We start from the raw sequence: 23,174 nt of genomic DNA, 5'->3' as shown, positions 1-23,174 counted from the left end.
CGGTTATTCCGGCTGTTCTGTTTCAGGCTCTGAGATAGACGGCGATGATACTTCATCTTCCGGAGTTACCGCTTCAGGCATCCGGGTATCCGCCTGTGCGGTTAACTCTTCCTCTTTGGCATACATCGTCAGATACTGGTTTTCGCACACACTGGTTGAAACCCGGTCTGAACCATAAGTTTCAGTGCAACGTTCCATATAATCTTCATAGGACATCAGTCGGCTTTCAGACTGAGCGCCTGCAACGAACATTCCGGAAACAACCAGCGTCGCCAAAAGCACACTGTTCCATTTCATTGTGTTCACCTTATGACAAGTCGAGCCTTTCAGGCTCATACTTAGAGTTAAGCAAATCGACGACAAATTTCGACCGGATATTGAGACATTTCATCATTTATCCAATCGGCGGACAGATCTAAGATAAACGATCACAAACTTTTACTCAGAGGCAACAAAGTGCGCATACCGTTTTGACGCTGAAACGGTATAATGCCCCCACTTTCATAAAAACGATTCCTGAGTTGTAATGAGCAAAGTATTTACATTTTTAAAAGGTTTAGCGATGGGTGCGGCGGATGTCGTCCCTGGTGTATCAGGTGGCACAATTGCTTTTATTACAGGCATTTACGACACCCTGCTTGAAAGCATTCGACGTATCAATCCGAGCCTGATAACCCTTTGGCGTCAGCAAGGAATAAAAGCCGTTCTGAATCATATTAATGCCGGGTTCCTGATTGTTCTGCTAGCGGGTATTCTGACCAGCATCCTCACGCTGGCACGTGTGATCACCTGGATGCTTCATACCCATCCGATTCCGCTTTGGTCGTTCTTTTTCGGCCTGATCCTGATTTCTGCAGTGCATATGTTCAAACAAGTCCAGCACTGGGGACTGTCACGCATTGTGTGCATCCTTGCCGGTGCTGCCTTTGCCTACGGGATTACCGTGTTGCATCCAATCGACATGGCTCCGACCAGCACAAACGTGATTTTGGCCGGTTCGATTGCCATCTGTGCCATGATTCTGCCAGGCATCTCCGGCAGTTTTATTCTGCTGCTTCTGGGGATGTATGGCCCCATCCTGGCGGCAGCGAAGTCGCTGCAACTGGGAACTCTGGGCCTGTTTGCGACAGGCTGTGCCATTGGCCTGTTGTGTTTTTCTCACGTGCTGTCCTGGCTGCTCAGGCATTACCGCGACCTGACCCTGACGTTTCTGACAGGGCTGATGCTGGGTACGCTCAATAAGGTATGGCCCTGGAAAGAAACGCTGACCTGGCGCACGAATTCCAGTGGCGAGCAAGTCCCGTTGCTGGAACAGAATCTGTCGCCCTTCAGTTTTGAACACATCACGGGCCAGCCTGCTTTACTGGTGTATGCAATTCTCGCTATGTTACTGGGTATTTTGCTCGTGTGGGGGCTGGAAAAGTTCGCCGACGCGTAACCCATCACAAAGGCCACGAGTGTGGCCTTTGTTTTATCTGACTGCTTCTGCTGAAAAAAGCGTGATACCATACATCGGTTGATATACGCACTCAGGTGATTCATGTCTCAAACACTTCGTTTTAAACCGTGGGCTTTACCACTGAAACTGGTTCTTGCATTTGGTCTCGGCTTTGCTGCCATTGAGTGGTTACCCGAGCTCATCAAGAAACCCTCTGAATTTCAGCCCGACCTCGCCTGTACTTTGAGCCAGGAGGTTTGCCAGCAGCAGGACGCCATCGTCCGGTTAAGTCACGATGTCGTTCATCCGTTGCAACCGACGCAAATGACCGTCCAATGGCCAGCACTCCCTGAAGAGGCAGACACGCTGCTCCTGAGCCTTGAAGGCCATGAAATGATGATGGGGCAGTATCAACTGAAATTAATAAGACAGCCGGATCGCAGTTTTTCTGGTGAACTCATGCTCCCTTTCTGTACGGAAGATTCCATGACATGGCAAGGGCGCATTACACCCGTTTCCGGTTCCCATCCACCGCTTTACGTTTCCCTGAGGATGACACAGTGAAATTCCAATGGATAATCCTGGCCGTCGCGCTGATCGCCGGCTTTGCCACCCGTTACTTTGTAGACAGTCACGAAACCCGTGTAGCTGAAGCTGAGCAAACCAGCGGACAACTTGAAAGCGGCTCAGAAACCATCAACCTCTTCAACACCAGCGATGAGCGCCTTCGTGTTGTTTACTTTGGTTTCACCCATTGTCCGGATGTCTGCCCCACCTCGCTGGCAATTTTAGGCGCCGCATTAAAAGCCGTCTCTCAAGATGAGCTCAGTAAAGTCTGGCCCGTATTTATTACACTGGACCCGGAAAGAGATACACCGGAAAAAAGCGCACAATACGCGCAATATTTCCATCCGGAGATTACCGGGATGACGGGAACTCAGGCGCAGACACAATTACTGGCCAAAAAGTATGGCGTCCTTTATATGAAATCGACTCAGGAAGATTCAGCGCTTGAATATTCCATCGACCATAGTTCCTACTTTTACCTATTAAAGCCAGACGGCACCTTGCTGGAAAAAGTCCCGCATACCTTGAACCCGAACATTCTGGTAGACGCCATCACCAAAAACGAGCGTCTCTTATTTGAGAATTGAACAATAAGATTTGACATATCATTCACATAGCGACCATTGACTAAAATTCGTTAAAGTCGCATTCTCTCTGTTGCCCACGGGCTCTTTCTCGTCTTTGAGAGAATTTTTTTTTGGAAAAAAGCTTCTTGGATGAGCAATTTGAATAACATATGCCATACTAACTCTGCCGACTGAAAAATTTTACACTCGGTCTGTAGTGGCAAAACAAAGGAGAAGAAAGAAAAATGAACCGTTCATTATCTATCCTTACTGGTATCATTCTGAGCGCAACTTTGATTGGCTGTTCTAGCTCAGATGAAGTAGACCAAATGCAACAACTCACCAACAAAGTAGACATGCTTTCTGACCAAGTAGGTGCTCTGCAAAGTCAGCAAGATCAGATGGCAGGCGCCGTGAATGACGCTCGTGCATCTGCTGATGCTGCTTACCAGGAAGCAATGCGCGCTAACCAGCGTATTGACAACATGGCTAGCTCGTATCGTAAGTAATAGCAAACCGACAAAAAGAGTGGTGCTTCTGCACCACTCTTTTTTTTGTCTGTCGTTTCGGAATCACTGACCGACCCCCATCAAGCAAACAGGCCGCAAATGCGGCCTGTTTCATGTATCAAGCTGAAAAGATGCTTGCTGATTAATCCAGTGCGATTGGGAGCCCTTCCTGCGACTCCAGCGCCTGAGACAACTTCGTCACGGCCTGATGGTTACTTTCTACAGCACTCACAAGTGAACGTGAAGCCTTCACCACTTTCACTGAACCCGCTTCCGATTCAGATTTTGACAACGGTTGATGCACTTCCACATACAGGCTGCCATCTGGCTCACGCGTTTCTTTCACAGGCTGATTAATCACTCTGACTTTCGTCCCCTTTGGAATCTGCGGGAACAGCCACTCAATATCCCATGGATTCATGCGAATACAACCTGAGCTGACTCGCATGCCAATCCCGAAATCTTTGTTGGTGCCGTGAATCAGATATTCTCCGCGGCTATGTGCCAGACGCATCGCATATTCACCCAGCGGGTTATCCGGACCGGCCGGAACCACTGCAGGTAATTCAATTCCCCGATCTTCACGATACTCGCGGCGAATGTTCGCCGTGGGTGTCCAGGTCGGGTTTTCAATCTTCTGACTGATGGATGTCGTCATCACCGGTGTTTCACGGCCAATCCGCCCGATACCAATCGGGAACACATAAACAGAGTCTTTACCCGGTGGAAAATAATACAAACGCAATTCAGCCAGATTGATCACAATCCCTTCATGCGGGACATCCGGCAGAATCAATTGGGTCGGAATCGTCAGCATGGTGCCCGGTTCAGGCAGGAACGGGTCCACACCTTTGTTCGCTTCCATTACAGCCAGAAAACCGACATCAAAGTGGTTGGCAATGTCTGCGATACTTTCTTTCTCGTTCTCCGGAACCTGATAATACTCCACCGCACCAACGAGCTTTCCGCCGTCAGCAGGAATACGGTACTCAATAGCGTTTGCGCTCATTGAGGCTAAGCCAATCAAAGTACAAAGTAATGTACGATACACGGAAGCGCCTCCAATACGATGTGTTGGTTCAACTGCCAGAACCATCTGAACAAAGTGGACTCTCACAAACGATGCGTTTACAGACCACTTATGATTATGGCAAATTTTGATTTTGACTCAGGAAGTGACATCTACATTCTTAGTTATGACACAGAATGAGAGAATGATCACCTCTCAGAGCTCCCCTGAATTTAATCTCAGTTTACTTTTGTCCGGGGCAGCAAAGGTCAGATGTACGTCAAAAAAGTGGCGTTTGATAGGAATATTTTAAGAATTATCAGAAAAGAATGACAAAAAAAGCGAGCACTGCCCGCTTTTATTGACATTAAAATGGATGAATTAAGCGTATTGCGATGTCAGGAGCTTCCAGGAGCGGCGCTGTTGTTCAAGCTTCGCTTTGACTTCCTGATAATGCTGAACAAACTCCAGGTTTTCGTACTGCTCACGCAACTCTTTCTTCCGGGCTTCCAGCATCTGCTTCTTCGTCGCATAGTATTCAGAAATCTTCTGAATCAGAACCTCATATTCAGCCTCAACACGATGCAGCATGGCCGACTGATCCGGGCCCTGATTCAATCGGTTTTGAATCCGTTTGAGCATCATGGTTGCCTTCGCCTTTTCAATTTTATCTTCCGGGCAGGTTCGCAGGTTGCTTGCCAGACCGAGCCAGGCGCAAGTGCGAATCAGCCATTTCGTTGGATCAAACTGCCACCAGCGAATCCCGTTCCGGTAATCATTCTCGAAGATATGATGATAATTATGGTACCCCTCACCAAAAGTCAGGAACGCCAGAAAGCCATTGTCACGGGCCGTATTCTTGTCCGTGTATGGTTGTTCCCCCCAGATATGGGCCAGCGAGTTAATAAAGAAGGTTGTATGATGACTCAGCACCAATCGAACCACGCCCACCAGCAACAGTGCGCCCCACACGTCGCCGTGCCATAAGCCAAATAACAGCGGGATGCCAAAGTTTGTGACGATCGCCAGAGGCACGTAGTACTTGTGCTGCCACATCACGATTTTATCTTTCTGAAGATCACGACAATTGGAGTAATCCGTGTAGCGATGTGACTGATACTCACGCAGCATCCAGCCAATATGACTGTAGAAAAAACCACGTTTAGCCGAATAAGGGTCAACATCATTATTGTCAACATGTCGATGGTGAATCCGGTGATCAGACGACCAGTGCAGAATACTATTTTGCAACGCAAAAGCACCACCGATTGCAAAAATAAAGCGGACCACGGCATTGGCTTCGTAGGCTTTATGGGACCAGAGCCTGTGGTAACCCGCTGTGATCGACATGCCACAGTAGGTAAATGCGGCCAGCAGCATCAAGCCTTGCTGCCAGTCAAATCCGACAAGATAGGCATAGACAGGCGCACCGATGGCTGCAACCAGAAAAGTCAGGGTGAAAATCATTACATTGAGCCAGATAATCGGCGGTTTGGTTTCGGACATGTGAACCTCTGTATTCGGCGTACAAGTGTTCGCTAGAATACCAAGCATTCTTCTGAGGTCAATCGTAAAAGTGTGTGATTTGATGTGTCGCTTCACAGCTTCAGCGCCTTCTATGAACGAAATCACGCGCCTGGAAGAATCTGCCATGTTGAAATCCAAACTCGGGAAGCTTGGCTACACTAGTTAGTGTGAAAAACACATTCGTTCGGAGTCGACACCATGAAACCGCGATCAGACGCCTCTTTCAAACCCATCAATATGGACAGAGATCAGCGTGTGGTCATCAACACCCTTGCCGAAAACTGGACCCCTTCTCCTGCCTCTGGGGTGTGGCGAATCCCACTGGAGCGTGAAGCAGAAGAGTCCGGCCAGGTCACCAGTATTGTCCGGTATGAACCAGAAACCTCTTTCTCGGCGCATTTTCACCCCAATGGTGAAGAGATTTTCGTGGTCAGTGGCGTTTTTGAAGATGAATTTGGCCGGTATCCTGCGGGTACCTATCTGCGAAACCCGGCTCAGACTCAACATGCCCCGGCCAGTCAGAACGGCTGTGTGCTCTATGTCAAACTGAATATGTTCGCAGAAGGCGATCTGGAAACACTCCGAATTGATACCCACAATGCCCGCTGGCAACCCGGCCATAACGAGGGCCAGTCAGTGCTGCCACTCCACGGTTTCGGAGCAGACAGAACTCTGCTGGTTCAATGGAAAGCTGGGGCAAGCTTGCCTAAACAGGTCTATGAAGGCGGGCTTGAAATTTATATTCTGGCTGGTAGTTTTCAGGATGAGTGGGGAACCTACAGGCAAGGATTCTGGCTCAGAACCCCACCGGGAAGCTACCACCACCCTTTCACACAGGAAGGATGCCTGCTGTTGATCAAAACAGGTCATTTCTGAGACTGATCACGGAAGATTGACAACACTTGCGTGAATGCTCAAATCCCATGAAATTATTTGATGCAATTCGGGTCTTTTATGGCACAGGCCATTTTTCCGTTTTTCTTACAAGGGATTCCCATGCGTATTCAATCCAAGCCATCCTGGGTCATCAAGGAAAGTGAAGTCACCCCCGAATCTGTTTACCAGCAACGGCGGGATATTCTTAAAAAATTAGGGATCACGCTGGCCGCACTTCCTCTCGCTTCACAGGCACAGGCGGGGCTGTTTGATGTATTAAAAAGTGATGAGAAAACACCCGATCGTCGTCGTGTTCTGAATGCCCGTGAATCAGCACAATTTCATCCGGATTTATCTTTAACCCCGGAAGATAAAGTGCTGCAATACAATAATTTCTATGAGTTCGGTACCGACAAATCTGATCCGGCCCGCAATGCAGCCAATTTTGTCACCGACCCGTGGAGCGTTGAGATTGGCGGTATGGTTTCCCGCCCCTTCAAGCTCAATTACGAAGACATTTTCAAACGCTACCCGATTGAAGAGCGAATCTACCGGTTACGTTGCGTGGAAGCCTGGTCGATGAATATTCCCTGGATCGGATTCCCGCTCGCAGCTCTGCTTCGGCAGGCACAACCAAACAGCAGCGCTCAGTATGTTGCATTTCAGACGCTGTATGATCCCGAACGCATGCCGGGACAGGCATCCCGTCGTATCGGGGGCGGCATAGATTATCCCTATGTCGAAGGATTACGTCTGGACGAAGCAATGAACCCGCTGACGCTGATTGCAGTCGGCCTGTATGGTAAAACACTGGCGCCACAAAACGGTGCACCTTTGCGACTGGTTGTGCCCTGGAAATATGGCTTCAAAAGCATCAAATCTATTGTCAAAATTACCCTGACAGACAAACAACCACCAACGACCTGGAACCGGCTCGCGCCTCAGGAATACGGTTTTTATGCCAATGTCAATCCAAGTGTGGATCATCCGCGCTGGAGTCAGGCCAGCGAGCGTTTCATCGGTGAAGGCAATCTCTTCAGCAGCCGTCGTCAGCCAACTCAGCTGTTCAACGGGTACGCCAACGAAGTGGCCAGTCTTTACAAAGATATGGATTTAAGGAAGTTCTATTAATGGTCTCCCCCGTTGAGCGACTGAGAAAAATTCGTCTGACTCCCAGCCATATCACGGCGCTCAAAACCGTGATTCATGCGGTGTCGTTATTTTATGTTGCCTTGCTGGTGCTGCAGACGCTGCAAGGTCAGTTCGGTGCCGATCCCGTTCAGGGACTCAGCCACTTTACCGGAAAAGCAGCTCTGAACACGCTGTTCATCACGCTCATGGTGTCCCCCATTGCAAAATGGTGGAAACAAGGGTGCTTGGTCAAAGTCCGCCGTGTTCTCGGCCTTTACAGCTTTTTCTGGGCTGTGCTGCACTTACTGGTTTATATCCTGCTGGATCTAAATCTGGACTGGGCATTACTGGCCAGCGAAATTGCCGAGCGGCCTTATCTGACTGTGGGTGCGGTATGCTGGTTGATTTTGTGTGTACTGGCTGTGACTTCCACGCAAAAGATACAGCGCAAGCTGGGTAAACGCTGGCAGCAGTTACACAACTGGGTTTATCTGGCCGTGTTGCTCGCCCCCGTGCATTATTTCTGGTCCGTCAAATCCGGCGTCACTGAACCGGCACTGTATCTGCTCGGCGCACTGATTTTACTAAGCTTCCGCAAGAAAACCCTGCTTCGCTGGATGCCTAAATCCTTCCGTCAGATATCCAGCCAAAGTTAATTCCCTTTCACATCTGCCAATCAGCGGACGTCTTTGTTAGACTCCGCTGAACCCGTGTTCTCTGTTGCCTAACCGAAGTTTCTCGCCCGTAGCGATACAGCGCGAGCGCATAAATTTGATACAGCTTCAGGTTATTCAGGCACATAACACTTTTCTGCCATCCTTTCTGGCAATATGATTAACCAACATATGAAAAGGCTTCAATTCAACTCAGTTTGAGGTTCAACGTCTTTGTTCAGCGATTTTATCAGCGCCAGTATTGAAGAATTTCAATCAGACTGCTTACAGCTTTGCTCACAACACTATCCAACGGTCCATAACCGGGGGATGCGTGATCGCCACTTAGGTCGGCTGATGTGCCGTCGGATTCTGGCGACCCTTGAAAAATCCGGTGTGACGGCAAACCTTGAGCAGCTCCAAACTGAAGATGTTCTGATGCCGCCTGTTTTCTGTATCCGGACCCCGGACGTTACGCTCTGGATCATCGCGCACCGGTTACAGAGTGCGAACCGTGCAAGAAGAAATGCGTTGCTTCAGGCCGTCGATCTCACCCTGAAACAACTGAACCGGGATGAAAACAACCAGTTACTGCTGCTGACCGATCACTGGTTTGATCGCAGCAAGGCCAGTAAACAGCTGCCGTCCTGGTGGCTTGGGCAAATGCCAGACAACATTCAGGGCTATTTACAGGACGGCATCAAATTGCTTCCCTGCGAGTTATCACTGTGCGATCAGCTCCAGCTTCAATTTGGTCTGCTAGATGGAAAACCAAGTTTGCACCACCCCTTAAAGCGGCTGAACAGCCAGCAAACCTTACATCGCTATGCCGTCATGACGGCCTATTTTTCCGCCTTTTAATTGTTTTTCTTTATCCCGGCGCAGCCCCGGCATGATCTATTTTCATGTGAGCTATACCGCTCGATGGAAATTGACCTCAGTCAATCCATGATCTGATTCATTCGCCAGTTAGCCATTGCGCCAACCCTTCAATGTAACAAATCATTTCAGCACTCCTTCATGGCCCTATTCGCTCGCGGCAAATAAATACCCTTCGCCATGGACGGTAATAAAAAGTTGCGGGTTTTTGGGGTCTTTTTCCATTTTCGAACGCATACGCCGAATTAATACATCGATAACCCGATCATTGGGTGCGTCGACCCGGTGACTGAGCATATTCAGCAGTCGCTCACGGGTCAGTACCGTATTTGGATTTGATGAAAATGAAACCATCAGTTCATACTCCGCTTTCGTAAGCTTGACCGGTTGATCGCCACAGGTCAGCAAACGTCTGTGCGTATCCAGCGTCCATCCGTCAAACCGGAACAACCCTCGATGATCCTTCACAGCTTCTTCAGGCCTGATTGCCTGATGCATCAATGAGATACGCCATAACAGATTCTTCACCCGGACCTGAAGTTCTCTCAGCTGATATGGCTTCGTCACATAGTCATCCGCCCCCATTTCCAGCCCGACAATCCGATCAATGTTATCGTTACGGCCAGTTACCAGAATGATGCCGACATTTGACTGGCCGCGCAGCCTCCGGGTCAGAATCAAACCATCATCACCGGGCAAGTTAATATCCAGCAGCACCAGATCAACACGCTCTTTTTCGAGTATTTCCTGCATCTCGGTGCCGCTTTCCGCCTCGCTGACACGATACCCTTCACTTTTAAAATATGCCGCCATCTGAGACCGGGTCACGATTTCATCTTCGACTATGAGAATATGCTGATTCATTACAACCTCACAAGATTACGAACAAATTTCGTGTGATGCGTTATTCTTCCTGTTCATCATCTTTCACAAATCCACATTCCCTGTTCACCGCTAGTAATAACCTTATTCATAAACACTCAGTAAGCTTACCCGGGAAAATCACCTGCATTATTGATTTAGATGCGGATTTATTCTTTTACGGGTAGTCACTATGAAACACATCTGGCATCAATTCACCAGACCGAGCACAAAATACTCAATGCTTACTTTACTCCTGATTGGCATCGGTCTCTGTCTCGCTGGCACCTTTGTGGTTCACAAAGGATTCGAAATGACCTCATCGCTTGAGTTCTGCACGTCGTGCCACACCATGCAGCAGAACTATGAGGAATACCGTCAAACGGTACACTTCAAAAATGCCTCGGGTGTCCAGGCCGTGTGTACGGACTGCCATCAGCCCAAAGATTTCCCCGGGAAAGTGCTGCGAAAACTGGAAGCAGCCAAAGATCTCTATCACCACTTCATCACGGGAAAAATAGATACCCCGGAAAAGTTCGAAGATCACCGGTTAGAGATGGCGCAGAAAGTCTGGGATCGCATGGAGAGCCAGAACTCAAAGACCTGCAAAAGCTGCCATGCCTACGAGAATATGGATCACAGCAAACAATCCGCTAAAGCTGCATTTGAAATGCAGCAAGCTGCCGCAGAACAGATGAACTGTATTGCCTGCCATAAAGGCATTGCCCATGAACTGCCAAACATGGCAGGCGGATTCCAGAAAGACTTCCAGCACCTGCAGCAAACGGCCCAATCTCAGGGCGCAGCAGCAGACACGCTGTATTCTCTCAGCGAGAAATCTCTTTATGCGAGTGCCGATCCACAAAGCAAAGCTGAGGGTCAGTTACTGCCAGCATCAGAAGTCACCGTGCTGGAACGCCGAAACGACATGCTCAGAATTCGCATTGATGGCTGGCTGGAAAAATCCGGGAAAGGACGTGTTCTGACAGAATACATGGGGAAACGTGTTTTCAAAGCCACGATACGGGACGATATCAAAGCCACACAAACCCTGATCGAAGAAAAGACCGACCCGACGACAGAGATCGTCTGGCAGCAGGTGACTGTTGAAGCCTGGATCACGGCTGACAACATGCTGGACAGTCTTCAGCCGGTCTGGAATTACGCCAATACCATGTATGACGCAACCTGTAATGCCTGCCATGCCGCACCCGACCCGGCTCATTTCACGGCCAATGGCTGGATTTCCGGTCTGAACGCGATGAGTGCCTACTATCGCCTGAGTAAAACCGAAGAGCGGACGTTACTCAAATACCTGCAAAACCACGGAAAAGACACAGGCGGCGCGAACAGCCACTGACTCCAGAATTGACGGGAGAGCCAGACTCTCCCTCACTTCAGCTACTGAATGAAGGAAGAATACATGTCGACTGAGACAATGAATCAAGGCGTGAGCCGCCGCCGCTTTCTGGCAGGAATGATTGCAACGACAGCCGCGTCGGTGATTGGCGGCAGTTTGCTGGCCCCCCGAAACGCACTGGCCGCCTCAGAAATGAAACCCATCATGGATCGTCACGTCCTTTCCGGTTCCCACTGGGGCGCATTTCGCGCCAAAGTCGTGAACGGCATCTGGGTTGAAACGGTGCCGTTCGAAAAAGACAAACATCCGACAGATATGATCCAGGCCGTACGCGAAGTGGTTTATAACCCGGCCCGGGTGAAATATCCCATGGTCCGGCTGGACTGGCTGAAACATGGCTTTCGCTCGGATACCAGCCAGCGCGGTGATAACCGTTTCGTCCGGGTACCCTGGTCTCAGGCGCTGGACTTTTTCTACCATGAGCTTGAGCGGGTTCAGAACGAATATGGTCCGAGCGCTCTGTATGCTGGCCATACAGGCTGGCAGTCCGTCGGAAAATTGCATTCGGCAGGCACCATGATGATGCGGGCTATTGGACTGCATGGCACCTACCTGTCGAAAGCCGGAGACTATTCTACCGGTGCGGCGCAGGTGGTGTTGCCCTACGTGGCTGGCGCAATGGAAGTCTATGAGCAGCAAACGTCCTGGCCACTGGTGCTTGAACATGCCAAAACCATTGTGATCTGGGGATCCGATCCGGTGAAAAACCTTCAGGTTGGCTGGCTTGTGCCGGATCACAGCCCTTATGCTTATTATGAGCAGCTGGCAGAAAAAGTCAGAAGCGGTGAAATCGAGGTGATTTACATTGACCCCGTAGTTTCCGAAACACAAAAAATGGTCGGTGGCACCCAGATCAAAGTGAACCCGCAAACCGATGTGCCCCTTATGCTGGCCATCGCCCACACGCTGTATACGGAGCAGCGCTATAACAAAGATTTCATCGCCGATTACACCACTGGCTTTGATAAATTTCTGCCGTATTTACTGGGCGAAAGCGACGGTATTGCGAAATCGCCTGAATGGGCGGCGCAACTTTGTGGCGTGCCCGCCGATGAGATCCGCAAACTGGCCCGTCAGATGGCTGCAGGCAGAACTCAAATCATCGGAGGCTGGTGTCTGCAACGCATGCAGCATGGCGAACAGTATGCGTGGATGCTGGTTGTCGTTGCTGCGATGCTCGGCCAGATTGGCCTGCCCGGAGGTGGGTTCGGCTTCGGCTGGCATTACAACGATGCCGGGGCGATGACCTCCACTGGACCGCTCATGTCCGGGTTCAGCGGTGTCACGGGAGTCGACCCCATTCATAACGGTTCATATCGGGGATACTCACCGTACATCCCGGTGGCCCGTTTTGTCGATTGCATCGAAAATCCGGGGAAGACCATCCAGTGGAATGGTCACGACATCACTTATCCGCTGATGAAAATGGCCATTTTCTGCGGCAATAATCCGTTTCATCACCATCAGGATCGCAACAAAATGATCAACGCCTGGCAAAAGCTGGAAACCGTGATTTGCGTGGATCATCAGTGGACCGCGACCTGCCGCTTTGCGGATATTGTGCTGCCTGCCACAACCACACATGAGCGGGATGATATTGAACAATATGGCAACCACTCCAATGCCGGGATTCTTGCCCTGCCAAAGGTGGTTGACCCCATGTTTGAAGCGAAGGATGACTTCGAAATTTTCCGTGAACTCTGCCGCCGTTTTGATCGGGAAGAAGCCTTCACTGGAGGCAAATCTCAAATGGACTGGATTGAACACATCTACAATGGTGCCCGATTGCAGGGCCGCGGTCTTGGTGTACGTTTACCCAACTTTAAAAAGTTCTGGGACGAAACAGGCTTTGTCGAATTTTCGGGCGGCCAGCCCTGGGTACGCCATGAATCTTTTCGGAAAGAACCTGATCTCGAACCCCTGGGCACCGCATCCGGCCTCATCGAGATTTACTGTAAGACGATTGCTGACATGGGTTATGACGACTGTCAGGGGCATCCCATGTGGTTTGAAAAAAATGAACGCAGCCATGGAGGACCCGGCTCACAAGCCTACCCGCTCAACCTGCAAAGCACACATCCCAAACACCGGCTGCACTCGCAGCTCTGCTCCTCGACAGAGCATCGCGCGACCTATGCCGTTGCAGACCGGGAACCTGTGTATCTCAACACACAGGATGCAAAAAGCCGCGGCATTCGCAACGGGGATATTGTCCGGGTCTTTAATGATCGCGGGCAGGTTTTGGCAGGGGCCGTCGTCACCGACGACTTTATGCCGGGCGTGTGCCGGATCCATGAAGGCGCCTGGTACAGTCCACTGGAAGGCGGAAAACCGGGCACTTTATGCAGCTATGGCGATCCGAATGTGCTCACGCAGGACATCGGTTCATCCCGGCTGGCGCAGGCAACCTCGGCGGCATCAGCACTGGTGAATATTGAAAAATATACCGGCGCTGTCCCTGCCGTCACCGGTTTTCACGGACCATCGGAAGTCACAGATATCAACCCATTGTTTCCAGCAATGGACCTCTGATCCAACCTGACATCAAAGGAATGCACTTCGGTGCTTCCTTTGCCATGTTCAATCACTGTAAGGATGACCATGAAAGACTTCATCGCCTTTAACGAAGAACGTGCAGAATTTTACTGGTGGATGTCGACCCTGTTCGCACAGGAATTAACATCCGAACATATCGGGTTGTACCAAAGCCCTGCAATGAATACCTTGTTTGAGGTACTCACGCAAACCCCTGCATTGTCCCGGCCAGCCATGGCATTACAAACAGCCGTGCAACACCTGAGTCGCCGTCAGGATGCACAACTTGAACTGGCCGCTGATTTCTGTGGTTTATTTCTGTGTTCTCCGAAAACCGGCGCGTTGCCTTATGCCTCGGTCTATACACCGGGCTCAGGCCTGATGAACAGCCAGCCTGCCTGCGATATGGAAGCGTGGCTGGCTCACAGTGGTTTAGCGCAACGTCAGCATTTCAATGAGCCGGCCGATCATCTTGCCGTCATTCTGGATTATCTGGGGAACCTCATTCTATTGACCAATCAGCACGGGAACGAAACTGATGCAGAACAAGACATGCTCAGCCAACTCAATTTTCTGCAAACCATGCTGCTGAACTGGTTGCCAGACTTTGTCGCTGATATCCGCCAAAAGGATAAATTCGGTTTTTACGCGGCTGCTGCCGGGTTACTGCTCGCCTTTTGTCTGGCTGACCAGCACTTTTTGCAAGGGACAGAGAGTGGCATGGAATCAACTGGCTCACATCATCATGCGGTTGACTCAGGCATCACCTCATCTGAAAGCCATCCGATATAAGTATCAGACATTTGTTCATCACTGAGTGAGAAGATTGAGCGGGACGCAATCATTGCGTGAGGCAGGCGCAACACGTCAAAACGCCAGCGCGAATGGCTGGCGTTGGTCAAATCAGATGGGGAGTGAGATTAAATCAGGCCCAGTTCTTTCAGCCGTTCCATCAGGTAGCTTTTCGCGGTATGGCGATCAGACAATACCACTTCTGGCTTCGGATGCAGGAACAGCGGCAGAGAGATGCGGGATTTGGTCTTATCCGCACCTTCCGGGTTAATCACGCGGTGCGTGGTCGACGGGAAATAACCGCCAGATGCTTCCTGCAGCATATCGCCGATGTTGATGATCAGATTCCCGAATTCACACGGTACATCCAGCCATTCACCGTTTTTCGCTTTCACTTGCAAACCTGGCTCATTCGACGCTGGCAGAACAGTCAGCAGGTTAATGTCTTCATGTGCGCCAGCGCGAATTGCGCCCAGCTCTTCTTCACCTTTCAGTGGCGGATAATGCAGCACGCGTAGCAGTGTGCTGTCGCTGTTCTCAATCATGCTCGACAGAGACTGCGTGTACAGTGCAGAAACGTCCGCTGGCGAGTGTTTTTCAACCCAACCCAGCAAAGTCGATGCCAGCGCGTTCGCTTGATCATAATAATCTTGCAGCTCCGCTTTCAGCGCTTCAGGACATTGACCCCAAGGGTAATAGTGAAAAAACTCTTTAATGTCTTTTTGCGTATGGCCTTTTGCCGTCTCAGAAACGTCTGGCGGGAAAAAACCATCCTGAGTTTCGACATTGAAACGGAAGTCATATTTAGCTTCCGAATCGAAGAAGCCCTGCCAGTTGTTATAAATCGAACTGACCAGGGTTTGCTGCAACGGGTGATTTTTCAGAACGCCAAATCCTGTCTCTCGCAGCGATTCAACGAAACGTTCTTGTGCGTCGGGTGCGGTAAAATCAATTGCTTCTAATTTCATGGTGTACTTCTTTATCTCGGCGGTAGGGGCGTAGGTTTTTATGAATCATACGTTTTTCGTATATTGTGACGGGAATTTTAGACCGTCCCCATAGCATGAACAACCCGAAAGGCGGGGCCTTGGAGAAACAGAGTGTTGACCTCACGCAACAATCAATCGATTGCCCAACCGATTGCGCGCCATATCAATTTTCCCCAAAGAAATAACCCTGCCGAAGCAGGGCTAGTTGTAATGGATTTTGATGCTGGCAATCCGTCAGAGATCACGCATTAACAGCTCAAATTCATCTTCAGCAAGTTCGATTAATTTGGCCAGCTCCCGGGCATCTTCACTAGCCATTTTAACTTGCCAGCGTACACATTCACCACCGGCATGATCACGGCAAACAAGCTCAGTCTTTTTGCCGTTCGCTAAAAATAACAGCTCATCAAATTCTGCCTGATATTTATCGTGTTCTTCCATAATTTCAACTTCAAGAAAGCCAGTGGGTATGACTGTCACATCCAAATGACTTCCGTTACCGTCTGGTAACAGGTATTGCCGGTGTTCAGCTAACATCCTCCTTTCCTCCACTCAGTTGACTCGCAACTAATAGTGTAGTCAAAGATTCTAACGCGCGAGGAATTTCTTCCCAGCCAGAAATTCATCTAAGCGTAAGATAAATAATACTTTTTTCGTAAACACCAGACATCGAGCCACTCGTATTAAAAACAATACATCACTCAATTTGGTGAGGAAGATGCTATATCATGTTGTTCTCACTCAATACTTTGGCTTTAGCAATACATCACTCCGGAAATATCACGACACAATTTCCTCAGGATGCTGTACACGTCACGATGATGCATTGTTATCGTTTCTTCATATTCATGCTTCTTAAGATTGAAGCCTGAGAATAATGAATTGCGTGTCTCAATTGTCAGACAAGTAGGGAAAGTTCTTTATTTCGTGTCCGCTCCGCTCCCCTCCCCAAAAATGACCCGAATCAATGCGCCAGCAAAAATCATTCCGATTGCACATGAATCAACTTGCTCACCACTGGAGTGAGAAGTATTATCGCTCACCTTCTTACACAGGGAGGAACTGACTGCTTTTCATGCAGTTATGAATTCTTTTTACTCACAGAGAAATTACCCTAAAGGTTATTCTAAATATCATGACAATAAAATTGCGCAAAAAGTGGCCTGCAGTCGTGCTGGTCACCTGTTCCCTTTTCTTGCCCCATACCGTTTTCGCATCACTTACCTCGCAAAACACAAAGATTGTGACGTCTGAAAAAGCTGACACACATCAAGACGAAACGCTTGTATTTATGGGGAAACTCAGCCCGGATGGTACTGCAAACGTTCAGGTGGCCAGCGATGGTCAAACCGTCAAACGCCTGTTACTGGTCAATAACCCAATCCTGAACCGGGGCGTCAAAGCCAAGCCAGCACAAGTGACCGTGATTCACAATACCTCAACCAAACCCTTGTCGATTCGCGACGTTGAAGTGCTGGGACCCGCGAGCGATATTGTGATTGCCAGCCCTGCCGGACTGATCTGCGATTCTTGTGAATTTACAAATGCGAAACGTGTGGTCCTGACAACAGGTTCGCCACAATTCAACCAAGGAAAGCTGACAAGCGTTAGGACGCAGAAAGGCACACTGGATATCATCGGTAGCGGATTGAGAACACAAGATGCGGTCTTCGTTGATTTACTCGCCGACCGAATGAATATCAATGCCGACATTAATACCTTTGCCCGCGTCAACAAAAACTCAGCGGGCCAATACGAGGTGGCACCAGACAGCGGTAAATTCATGGCGTCGCAAGGGAATCTGCAGATGATTACGGGGCTGACATCGATGGATTACCACACGGCGTCAGTCACGATTAATAACGCAAAACAACTTCCGCGGTCCCTGCAGATCAATGGAAATATTGATTCAGGAAGTGTTTTTATCCAATCAACGGGATTAAATACCAAAATTAACATCCAAGGAAATGTGAACACCAGTGGCGATATTTCTTTAGTAGATAGCTATCGTGGCAATCACATTATTCCAAATGGAAACATCCATATAAAATCATTTAGTCACTTCTCAATGAGAGAAAACACGCTACAAACACAATCTAATGTTTATTTGGAATCGGAGAATATCACAATCCAGCCTAACGAACATTATAAAGAATATAGTATCAAAGCTGGAAATATAGAAATATCTGCAGAGAAATCATATACATCCTCCGGATTGATTTATGCGGAAAATATCAAAATTGCAGCCAACAAGATCGTCCATTCTGGCGGTGAAGCCTTTGCGCTTGATTCTCTCTATGTGAACGGCATCACTTCGATTCAAAACAGTCATCAAGGCATATTTGTTGGAAGTAATGTGGCTTTAACAAGCCAAAATACAATCATCAATGGCATATTCAAACCATGGAATTGCCAGAAACCTCGCAGCTCATCACAGTTTGGCAGCAATGTTCACCATCCGAAAGACGAGATTGAAATCGGATCCGGGAAAGGAATCATCAAAGATTTCATCAACACTTGCAAAGGTTCTGCTTTACTCACTGACTGGAGTAAAGCGCAGAGATCGGCCAGTATTTTTGGTTTTAACTTATCGCTAAGTGCACCTGAAATCATTAACTCGAATCCTTACATTAAACAAAGAAAAGAATACAAAGACCCTACTGTAAACATGCAAATTACAGATTCTAACACTGTTTCTATATCAGCAGAAAATGCAATGGTTATTCATGCAAAAAATGCATTGAAGAATGGATCCGGTGTCATTGAAGTTCTGAATGGAAATATGTCGATCAACGCTCCATCCATTAACAATCAGCGCTACTTCATCCATGCAAAAACCCATACCAAACATGTGAAGAAACCACTACCACACATTTGTACAGAGAATGGATTCTGGGAATGGATGGTTGATATGGGTTATGACGATGTAATGGCGCCAATTGACTATCCGGAGATGCATAAAGAAGTCAGAGATATCAAAAGCAAATGTAGTAAAATTAAGAACACAACCGATATTATTGATGAGCAATATATTAGTGCTTTATCTCCTGTTGGCCGTATGCTGGTTGCAGGCAACCTCATTCTGAATGGAAACAAGATTCTAAACGAAGCCAGTAACTTTGAAATTTGGGGTAAAATGAATGGCTCCCTCAAAGAAATTAAGTCACTCGGTTTAGTTTTGAAAGAAAAAATTGTTCAACAACAGATCACTCAGCATGAAAAGCGTTACTGCTCACGACGTGTATTTGGAGCGTGTTTAAAACGAAAAACTGAAAGATGGACGACGACAAGCCATCAATTAATCAAGCATGATGTAACAGCACAATTCCCTGCCCTTTTTGAAATCAATAAGGCCAACATCCACGTTGCGAACGGTAAAGTAATTACCGGCAATATCACCTTCGGTAAATAATCAGGGATGACAATCAAAATGAAAAAACAAAATCAACCTATCCATCCCCAGATGAAACAACCCCCTGTCTGGAGAAAAGCAACGGCATCAGTATTAACCTGGGTGATTCCGATGCAGCTGGCATTTCCGGCTTATGCAAATATTCAACTAACCCGGGATGTCACTAAGTTACAGTCCGCACTGGATTCATCTGCACGCTATCAGTTAGCCAGCCGTGTCTCCGAACATCTCTATGAAGAAGTCTTCATGTCACCACTGGCAGATATTTTCGATGGTTTCGGATACTTTTATCAACTTGCAGCTTCCAGGCATCCAAAACAATTTGATGACCTGAAATGGGTGCCGATTGGTGTGGGTGATATTACCACCATGATCCCAGTCGCTCCCCAAAAGCCCCTATTCATTGGCTCCCCTTATGTCGAGCGGGATATCGTTCGCCTGCAGCTCAATCAGCTTTTAAATCGTAGTTATATTGTCGGCGAAGGCGAATATGAAAATTACAATGACATGATCAAGTCGCTGTATGACAACGCCCTGACATTGATGCAAGAAAAAGGCTACAAGTTTGGCCAGAATCTGACCTCCGCACAAATTGACAGTATTTCCAGCGATGTGATCTGGCCTGAGCTCAGAACATTACCGACAGGAAAGAAAGTTGTCATTCCTTTTGTGTATCTGTCGAAAACAACCATTGCGACCAATAAAATTGATAAAACCACCTTCAGCGTCGGCAATGGTGTGATCAATGCAGGAAGTTTTACGGTCAATGGTGGAGAAGTTTTAGCCAGACGAAATCTGTTCATTCAAACCAAACAGGATTTCATCAATTACCAGGGCAATATCAAAGCTCAGGAAAATCTGAAAATACAGGCAGGCAATAATATTGAAAACTATTCCGGTACAATTCAAGGCCGGGACACCAAACTGATTGCCAATGCCATTAAAAATGAAACGCTCGTTTTCCGACACGACTATGAATACGGCTTTTCAGAATTAGCAGGGAATCTCGCCAAAATTACGGGCTTAAACTCACTCAACCTGAGCACGGCGGGTGATGTGATCAGCAAAGGCGGCCAGTTTGATTCACAGGGAACCCTGCAGATCAATGCCGGTGGCAGTGTTCAATTGTTAACCCAGCAGGTCCGCCAGCAACATGCACAATCCGGTAAGAAATGGACGGATTCCAGTCAGTCTCTGGTGAATTTGCAAACCAAGCTTTCTGCAGTGGATATCCTCTCCATCGTTGCAAAGAATGAAATCATCTCTCAGGGAGCCATTGTTGAAAGTGAAGGGATCCTGGAATTACTAGCAGGCATGGGAATTCAAATTATCCCGGCAGAAAATCTTCAGGCGGGTGAAAAGAGTTTTAAATCATCAACTGGCGGTATTTTTGGTTCAGATGAATCCTATTCAGAGTCTTACCAGAAAACAGAGATTCTTCGTTCCGTGCTGAAAGGCGGTAACAGTGTTGTTCTCAATACCCTGATGGGAGATATCACTTTACGTGCAGTTTCGGTATCCAGTCTTGGTGTGACGAAACTCGTCGCACCGAACGGACAAATCAACCTCGAACTGGCGAAACAACTTGATCAGTACAGTTTGGAAGAATCCTATGAAGGCGCTCTCTCCTTCCGCTTTAAAGGCCATGGACATTATCGCGAAACCGCCTATTACAATGAGTTTATTGCCAAAGGCGGCTTGATGCTCGATGCAGCCAATGGGATCAACATCCAGTATGCCGGTAATCCGGATAACATTGATGAAACCATCGCCAATATGGCGAAATCTCCTGAATATCGGTGGCTGCAAGACTTAAGAAACGATCCGAATCTAGCTACCCAATGGCAGGAAATTGAACTTGCCATAGAAGAGTGGAACTACGACCAAAGTGGTCTGACACCTGCTGCGATGGCAATTCTGGCCGTCGCAATTGCCGCCGCTACCGGTGGTGCAGGTTTGACCGTGATGGGTGGAACCGGTTTCATGGCTTCAGCCGTGAATGCAGCAGCAACAACACTCCTGAACCAGGTTACTGCCAGTATGCTGGCAAATGGTGGTGATCTTTCTGCAACATTCAAAGATGTCACGTCATCAGATAGCCTGAAAAATTTAGCCACATCCATGGTCACCGCTGGTGTTCTCTCTGAAATTGATTCACTTGGCTGGCTGGCCCAAGGGGAAGATATCGGCTTACTTGATCAAGCCAAAAACACCCTGATTCAATCAACAGTCAATGCTGCTGTACCTTCATTAATTCAAGGCCATAGTTTTTCTGAGTTTGGCGATGCATTCCTGCAGAATGTTGCAACTTCCTCCGTTCAGCAAATTGGTCAATCACTGGCGAAGCAGATCGGTATTGCTGCAGGTGAACGCGGCAAAGATGGTTTACCGAAGAACCCAGACATCGGTGCAGCCACACAATATATTACGCATGCTGCACTTGGATGTGCACTAGCAGGAGCAAACTCAGCCATTAGTGGTGGCAACTCAGATACCGCTAAAACGAGTTGCTTCTCGGGTGCAGGTGGTGCCGTAATTGGTGAATTTATTGCCAAGCATAAACGTGCCGAACTGGAAGCCATTGAGAAAGAAACAGAGAACTACATTAAGGAGCAATTAGCACTCATTAAAACAGGACAGAATGTCTCTCCTGAAACGCTGGAAGCCTACAAAAACAGTCAATATCAAAAATTACTGCAACTGAAAGCCTCTGGCGTTGACATTGCCAAGCTTGCTGCAGGGATTACTGTTTTTGCCTTTGGTGGTGATGTTGACCAAGCAATCTATACCAGTGGCAATGCCGCACAAAACAACGCATTTTTCATTCCTGCATTGTTCTGGGCAGTAAATGCAGCATTACTGGCATATAGCGTCTACGAATTTACCGAAGATGTTGAAGCCTTTGTTGATCTGATACGCCAGGGAGACACCGACAAAGCAAAAGAGGTGCTGATCGCAGCATTGATTGACGCTGGCATTGATATGACGGTTGGTAAAGGTCTTAAACTCGTCAAAGCTGGTGAAACAATCTCTGATGCTCTGCAGAAACTGAAGATAGAAGAACTGCTGGAAATCGCCTCAGAGAGTCTATCCAAGCATGGCAATCACATGCTGGCTTCTGAGATTGACTATCTCAAAAAAGTCATGGCTGGTGACCTTTCCGCGAAAGAGCAGCGCAGATTGAAAGGCTTCGATGCGAACAATGCCAATCATGCTGACAAGCTGCCTGAATTCGATAATTACCAGAAAGCTTATCCTCACGGTTCTCTCACATTCGATCGCTGGCTTGAAATGCGTGAAGTTGGGGAAATTGGTGCGGACGGTCGCTGGGTTCGTCCAGCGACATCCAAATCGGTGGATATTAAAGCGAAGTCGATCGGAAAGCAGGACGATGTCAGCGTGGATTATAACGGGCTGACGAAACCCACCCGAGGGTTAGACGGACAGTCAATTGATAACTGCAACTTTGACTGCTTTTCTGAACTGCGTCAAAAAGCGAAACAAGAATCTGAAACCTGGCTTGATACCGATAAAGTCAACTACTATCGCGCAAAACAGAGAATTTACTCTGAAGCAATGGGTGAAATGGCTGGTGAAGCCACACAAGCGCAGAATGGTGCTAAACGACTGATGTCTCACTATCCTGGCTCTAACGACAAACGCGGACAATTTGACCAGATCTGGCATCAGCCCGATGGTAAAATCGTAATCATTGAAGCGAAAGGGGGCGACTCTCAGTTAGGCTCTCGGATAGGCTTGAATGGTCAACGCGTACAACAGGGAACGAAAGAGTATTTTGAGAGTGTCGTTGCTTCCATGGAAAAATGGTATGACATCAACGGTTCCACGCTTGATGCAACAACAAAACATGAATATAGAAAGACCATGAATCTGCTGAATGATAAGAATGCAATAATAGAATACAAAGTTGTCAGACAGCATATAGATACGCAAACAGGCAAACCGACAAAAGTATCTGTGACTGATTACAACGTAATTTAAGAGGATAA

19 protein-coding genes are annotated in these 23,174 nt (G+C 48.1%); 13 read left to right on the top strand and 6 right to left on the bottom strand.

Features of this window, described 5'->3' with window-relative positions; all coding sequences use genetic code 11:
• Positions 1-3: 3 nt before the first annotated feature.
• A complete protein-coding gene (locus tag KDD30_RS19340; RefSeq protein ID WP_211651609.1) occupies positions 4-297 on the bottom strand; it encodes a hypothetical protein in 294 nt (97 codons plus the stop codon).
• A gap of 229 nt (positions 298-526) precedes the next feature.
• On the opposite strand from KDD30_RS19340, the gene KDD30_RS19335 reads away from it, so the two are divergent.
• The 4 genes from KDD30_RS19335 to KDD30_RS19320 all read left to right on the top strand — a co-directional run bounded on the left by KDD30_RS19335 (position 527) and on the right by KDD30_RS19320 (position 3,080).
• Positions 527-1,438: a DUF368 domain-containing protein gene (locus KDD30_RS19335; protein ID WP_211651608.1), complete on the top strand. Its 912-nt coding sequence runs from the start codon at positions 527-529 to the stop codon at positions 1,436-1,438.
• A gap of 102 nt (positions 1,439-1,540) precedes the next feature.
• The gene (locus tag KDD30_RS19330) at positions 1,541-2,002 is read left to right on the top strand and encodes a hypothetical protein (RefSeq protein ID WP_211651607.1); all 462 of its coding nucleotides are present in this window, start codon (positions 1,541-1,543) and stop codon (positions 2,000-2,002) included.
• Positions 1,999-2,592 carry an SCO family protein gene (locus KDD30_RS19325; RefSeq protein ID WP_211651606.1) on the top strand — a complete coding sequence of 198 codons (594 nt, stop codon included), beginning with the start codon at positions 1,999-2,001 and terminating at the stop codon, positions 2,590-2,592. Before KDD30_RS19330 ends, KDD30_RS19325 begins: the two co-directional genes overlap by 4 nt.
• 224 nt (positions 2,593-2,816) lie before the next feature.
• On the top strand, positions 2,817-3,080 hold the full coding sequence (locus KDD30_RS19320; RefSeq protein WP_027251090.1) for an Lpp/OprI family alanine-zipper lipoprotein: 264 nt from the start codon (positions 2,817-2,819) through the stop codon (positions 3,078-3,080).
• 142 nt (positions 3,081-3,222) lie between these two features.
• Here KDD30_RS19320 and KDD30_RS19315 read toward each other — a convergent pair whose 3' ends face one another.
• Entirely contained in the window at positions 3,223-4,176 is a 954-nt protein-coding gene (locus tag KDD30_RS19315) for a L,D-transpeptidase family protein (RefSeq protein WP_371826127.1), read from the bottom strand.
• Positions 4,177-4,470: 294 nt separating this feature from the next.
• Positions 4,471-5,595, bottom strand: a complete 1,125-nt coding sequence (locus KDD30_RS19310) for a fatty acid desaturase (protein ID WP_211651605.1) — start codon at positions 5,593-5,595, stop codon at positions 4,471-4,473.
• 219 nt (positions 5,596-5,814) lie between these two features.
• On the opposite strand from KDD30_RS19310, the gene KDD30_RS19305 reads away from it, so the two are divergent.
• The 4 genes from KDD30_RS19305 (at position 5,815) to KDD30_RS19290 (ending at position 9,137) form a co-directional block, all read left to right on the top strand.
• On the top strand, positions 5,815-6,492 hold the full coding sequence (locus KDD30_RS19305) for a cupin domain-containing protein (RefSeq protein WP_211651604.1): 678 nt from the start codon (positions 5,815-5,817) through the stop codon (positions 6,490-6,492).
• A 120-nt stretch (positions 6,493-6,612) separates the two neighbouring features.
• A complete protein-coding gene (msrP, locus tag KDD30_RS19300) occupies positions 6,613-7,623 on the top strand; it encodes a protein-methionine-sulfoxide reductase catalytic subunit MsrP (protein WP_211651603.1) in 1,011 nt (336 codons plus the stop codon).
• On the top strand, positions 7,623-8,279 hold the full coding sequence (msrQ, locus tag KDD30_RS19295; RefSeq protein ID WP_305800654.1) for a protein-methionine-sulfoxide reductase heme-binding subunit MsrQ: 657 nt from the start codon (positions 7,623-7,625) through the stop codon (positions 8,277-8,279). Before msrP ends, msrQ begins: the two co-directional genes overlap by 1 nt.
• 231 nt (positions 8,280-8,510) lie before the next feature.
• A complete protein-coding gene (locus KDD30_RS19290; RefSeq protein WP_211651602.1) occupies positions 8,511-9,137 on the top strand; it encodes a hypothetical protein in 627 nt (208 codons plus the stop codon).
• A 165-nt stretch (positions 9,138-9,302) separates the two neighbouring features.
• Here KDD30_RS19290 and torR read toward each other — a convergent pair whose 3' ends face one another.
• Positions 9,303-10,019 (bottom strand): two-component system response regulator TorR, encoded by a 717-nt coding sequence (gene torR, locus KDD30_RS19285; protein WP_211651601.1) that lies wholly within the window; start codon positions 10,017-10,019, stop codon positions 9,303-9,305.
• 190 nt (positions 10,020-10,209) lie between these two features.
• Between torR and torC the strand changes: the two genes are divergently transcribed.
• The 3 genes from torC (at position 10,210) to torD (ending at position 14,763) form a co-directional block, all read left to right on the top strand.
• On the top strand, positions 10,210-11,376 hold the full coding sequence (gene torC / locus KDD30_RS19280; RefSeq protein ID WP_211651600.1) for a pentaheme c-type cytochrome TorC: 1,167 nt from the start codon (positions 10,210-10,212) through the stop codon (positions 11,374-11,376).
• A gap of 63 nt (positions 11,377-11,439) precedes the next feature.
• The gene (gene torA / locus KDD30_RS19275; protein WP_211651599.1) at positions 11,440-13,968 is read left to right on the top strand and encodes a trimethylamine-N-oxide reductase TorA; all 2,529 of its coding nucleotides are present in this window, start codon (positions 11,440-11,442) and stop codon (positions 13,966-13,968) included.
• A 69-nt stretch (positions 13,969-14,037) separates the two neighbouring features.
• Positions 14,038-14,763 (top strand): molecular chaperone TorD, encoded by a 726-nt coding sequence (gene torD / locus KDD30_RS19270; protein WP_211651598.1) that lies wholly within the window; start codon positions 14,038-14,040, stop codon positions 14,761-14,763.
• A gap of 128 nt (positions 14,764-14,891) precedes the next feature.
• Here the strand turns inward: torD and KDD30_RS19265 are convergent, their stop codons facing one another.
• Positions 14,892-15,731, bottom strand: a complete 840-nt coding sequence (locus KDD30_RS19265) for an isopenicillin N synthase family oxygenase (protein ID WP_211651597.1) — start codon at positions 15,729-15,731, stop codon at positions 14,892-14,894.
• A gap of 255 nt (positions 15,732-15,986) precedes the next feature.
• A complete protein-coding gene (locus KDD30_RS19260) occupies positions 15,987-16,289 on the bottom strand; it encodes a hypothetical protein (protein ID WP_211651596.1) in 303 nt (100 codons plus the stop codon).
• A gap of 598 nt (positions 16,290-16,887) precedes the next feature.
• On the opposite strand from KDD30_RS19260, the gene KDD30_RS19255 reads away from it, so the two are divergent.
• Together KDD30_RS19255 and KDD30_RS19250 are read left to right on the top strand one after the other, a co-directional pair.
• Complete coding sequence (locus tag KDD30_RS19255) at positions 16,888-19,164, top strand: hypothetical protein (RefSeq protein ID WP_211651595.1); 2,277 nt, start codon at positions 16,888-16,890, stop codon at positions 19,162-19,164.
• An 18-nt stretch (positions 19,165-19,182) separates the two neighbouring features.
• Positions 19,183-23,166 carry a DUF637 domain-containing protein gene (locus KDD30_RS19250; protein WP_211651594.1) on the top strand — a complete coding sequence of 1,328 codons (3,984 nt, stop codon included), beginning with the start codon at positions 19,183-19,185 and terminating at the stop codon, positions 23,164-23,166.
• The last annotated feature ends 8 nt before the right edge of the window (positions 23,167-23,174 follow it).

The sequence above is a fragment of the Photobacterium sp. GJ3 genome (assembly GCF_018199995.1).
Classification (GTDB): Bacteria; Pseudomonadota; Gammaproteobacteria; order Enterobacterales; family Vibrionaceae; genus Photobacterium.
Note: the sequence above shows the minus strand (reverse complement) of the source record. Positions and strands in the feature narration are given on the sequence as shown.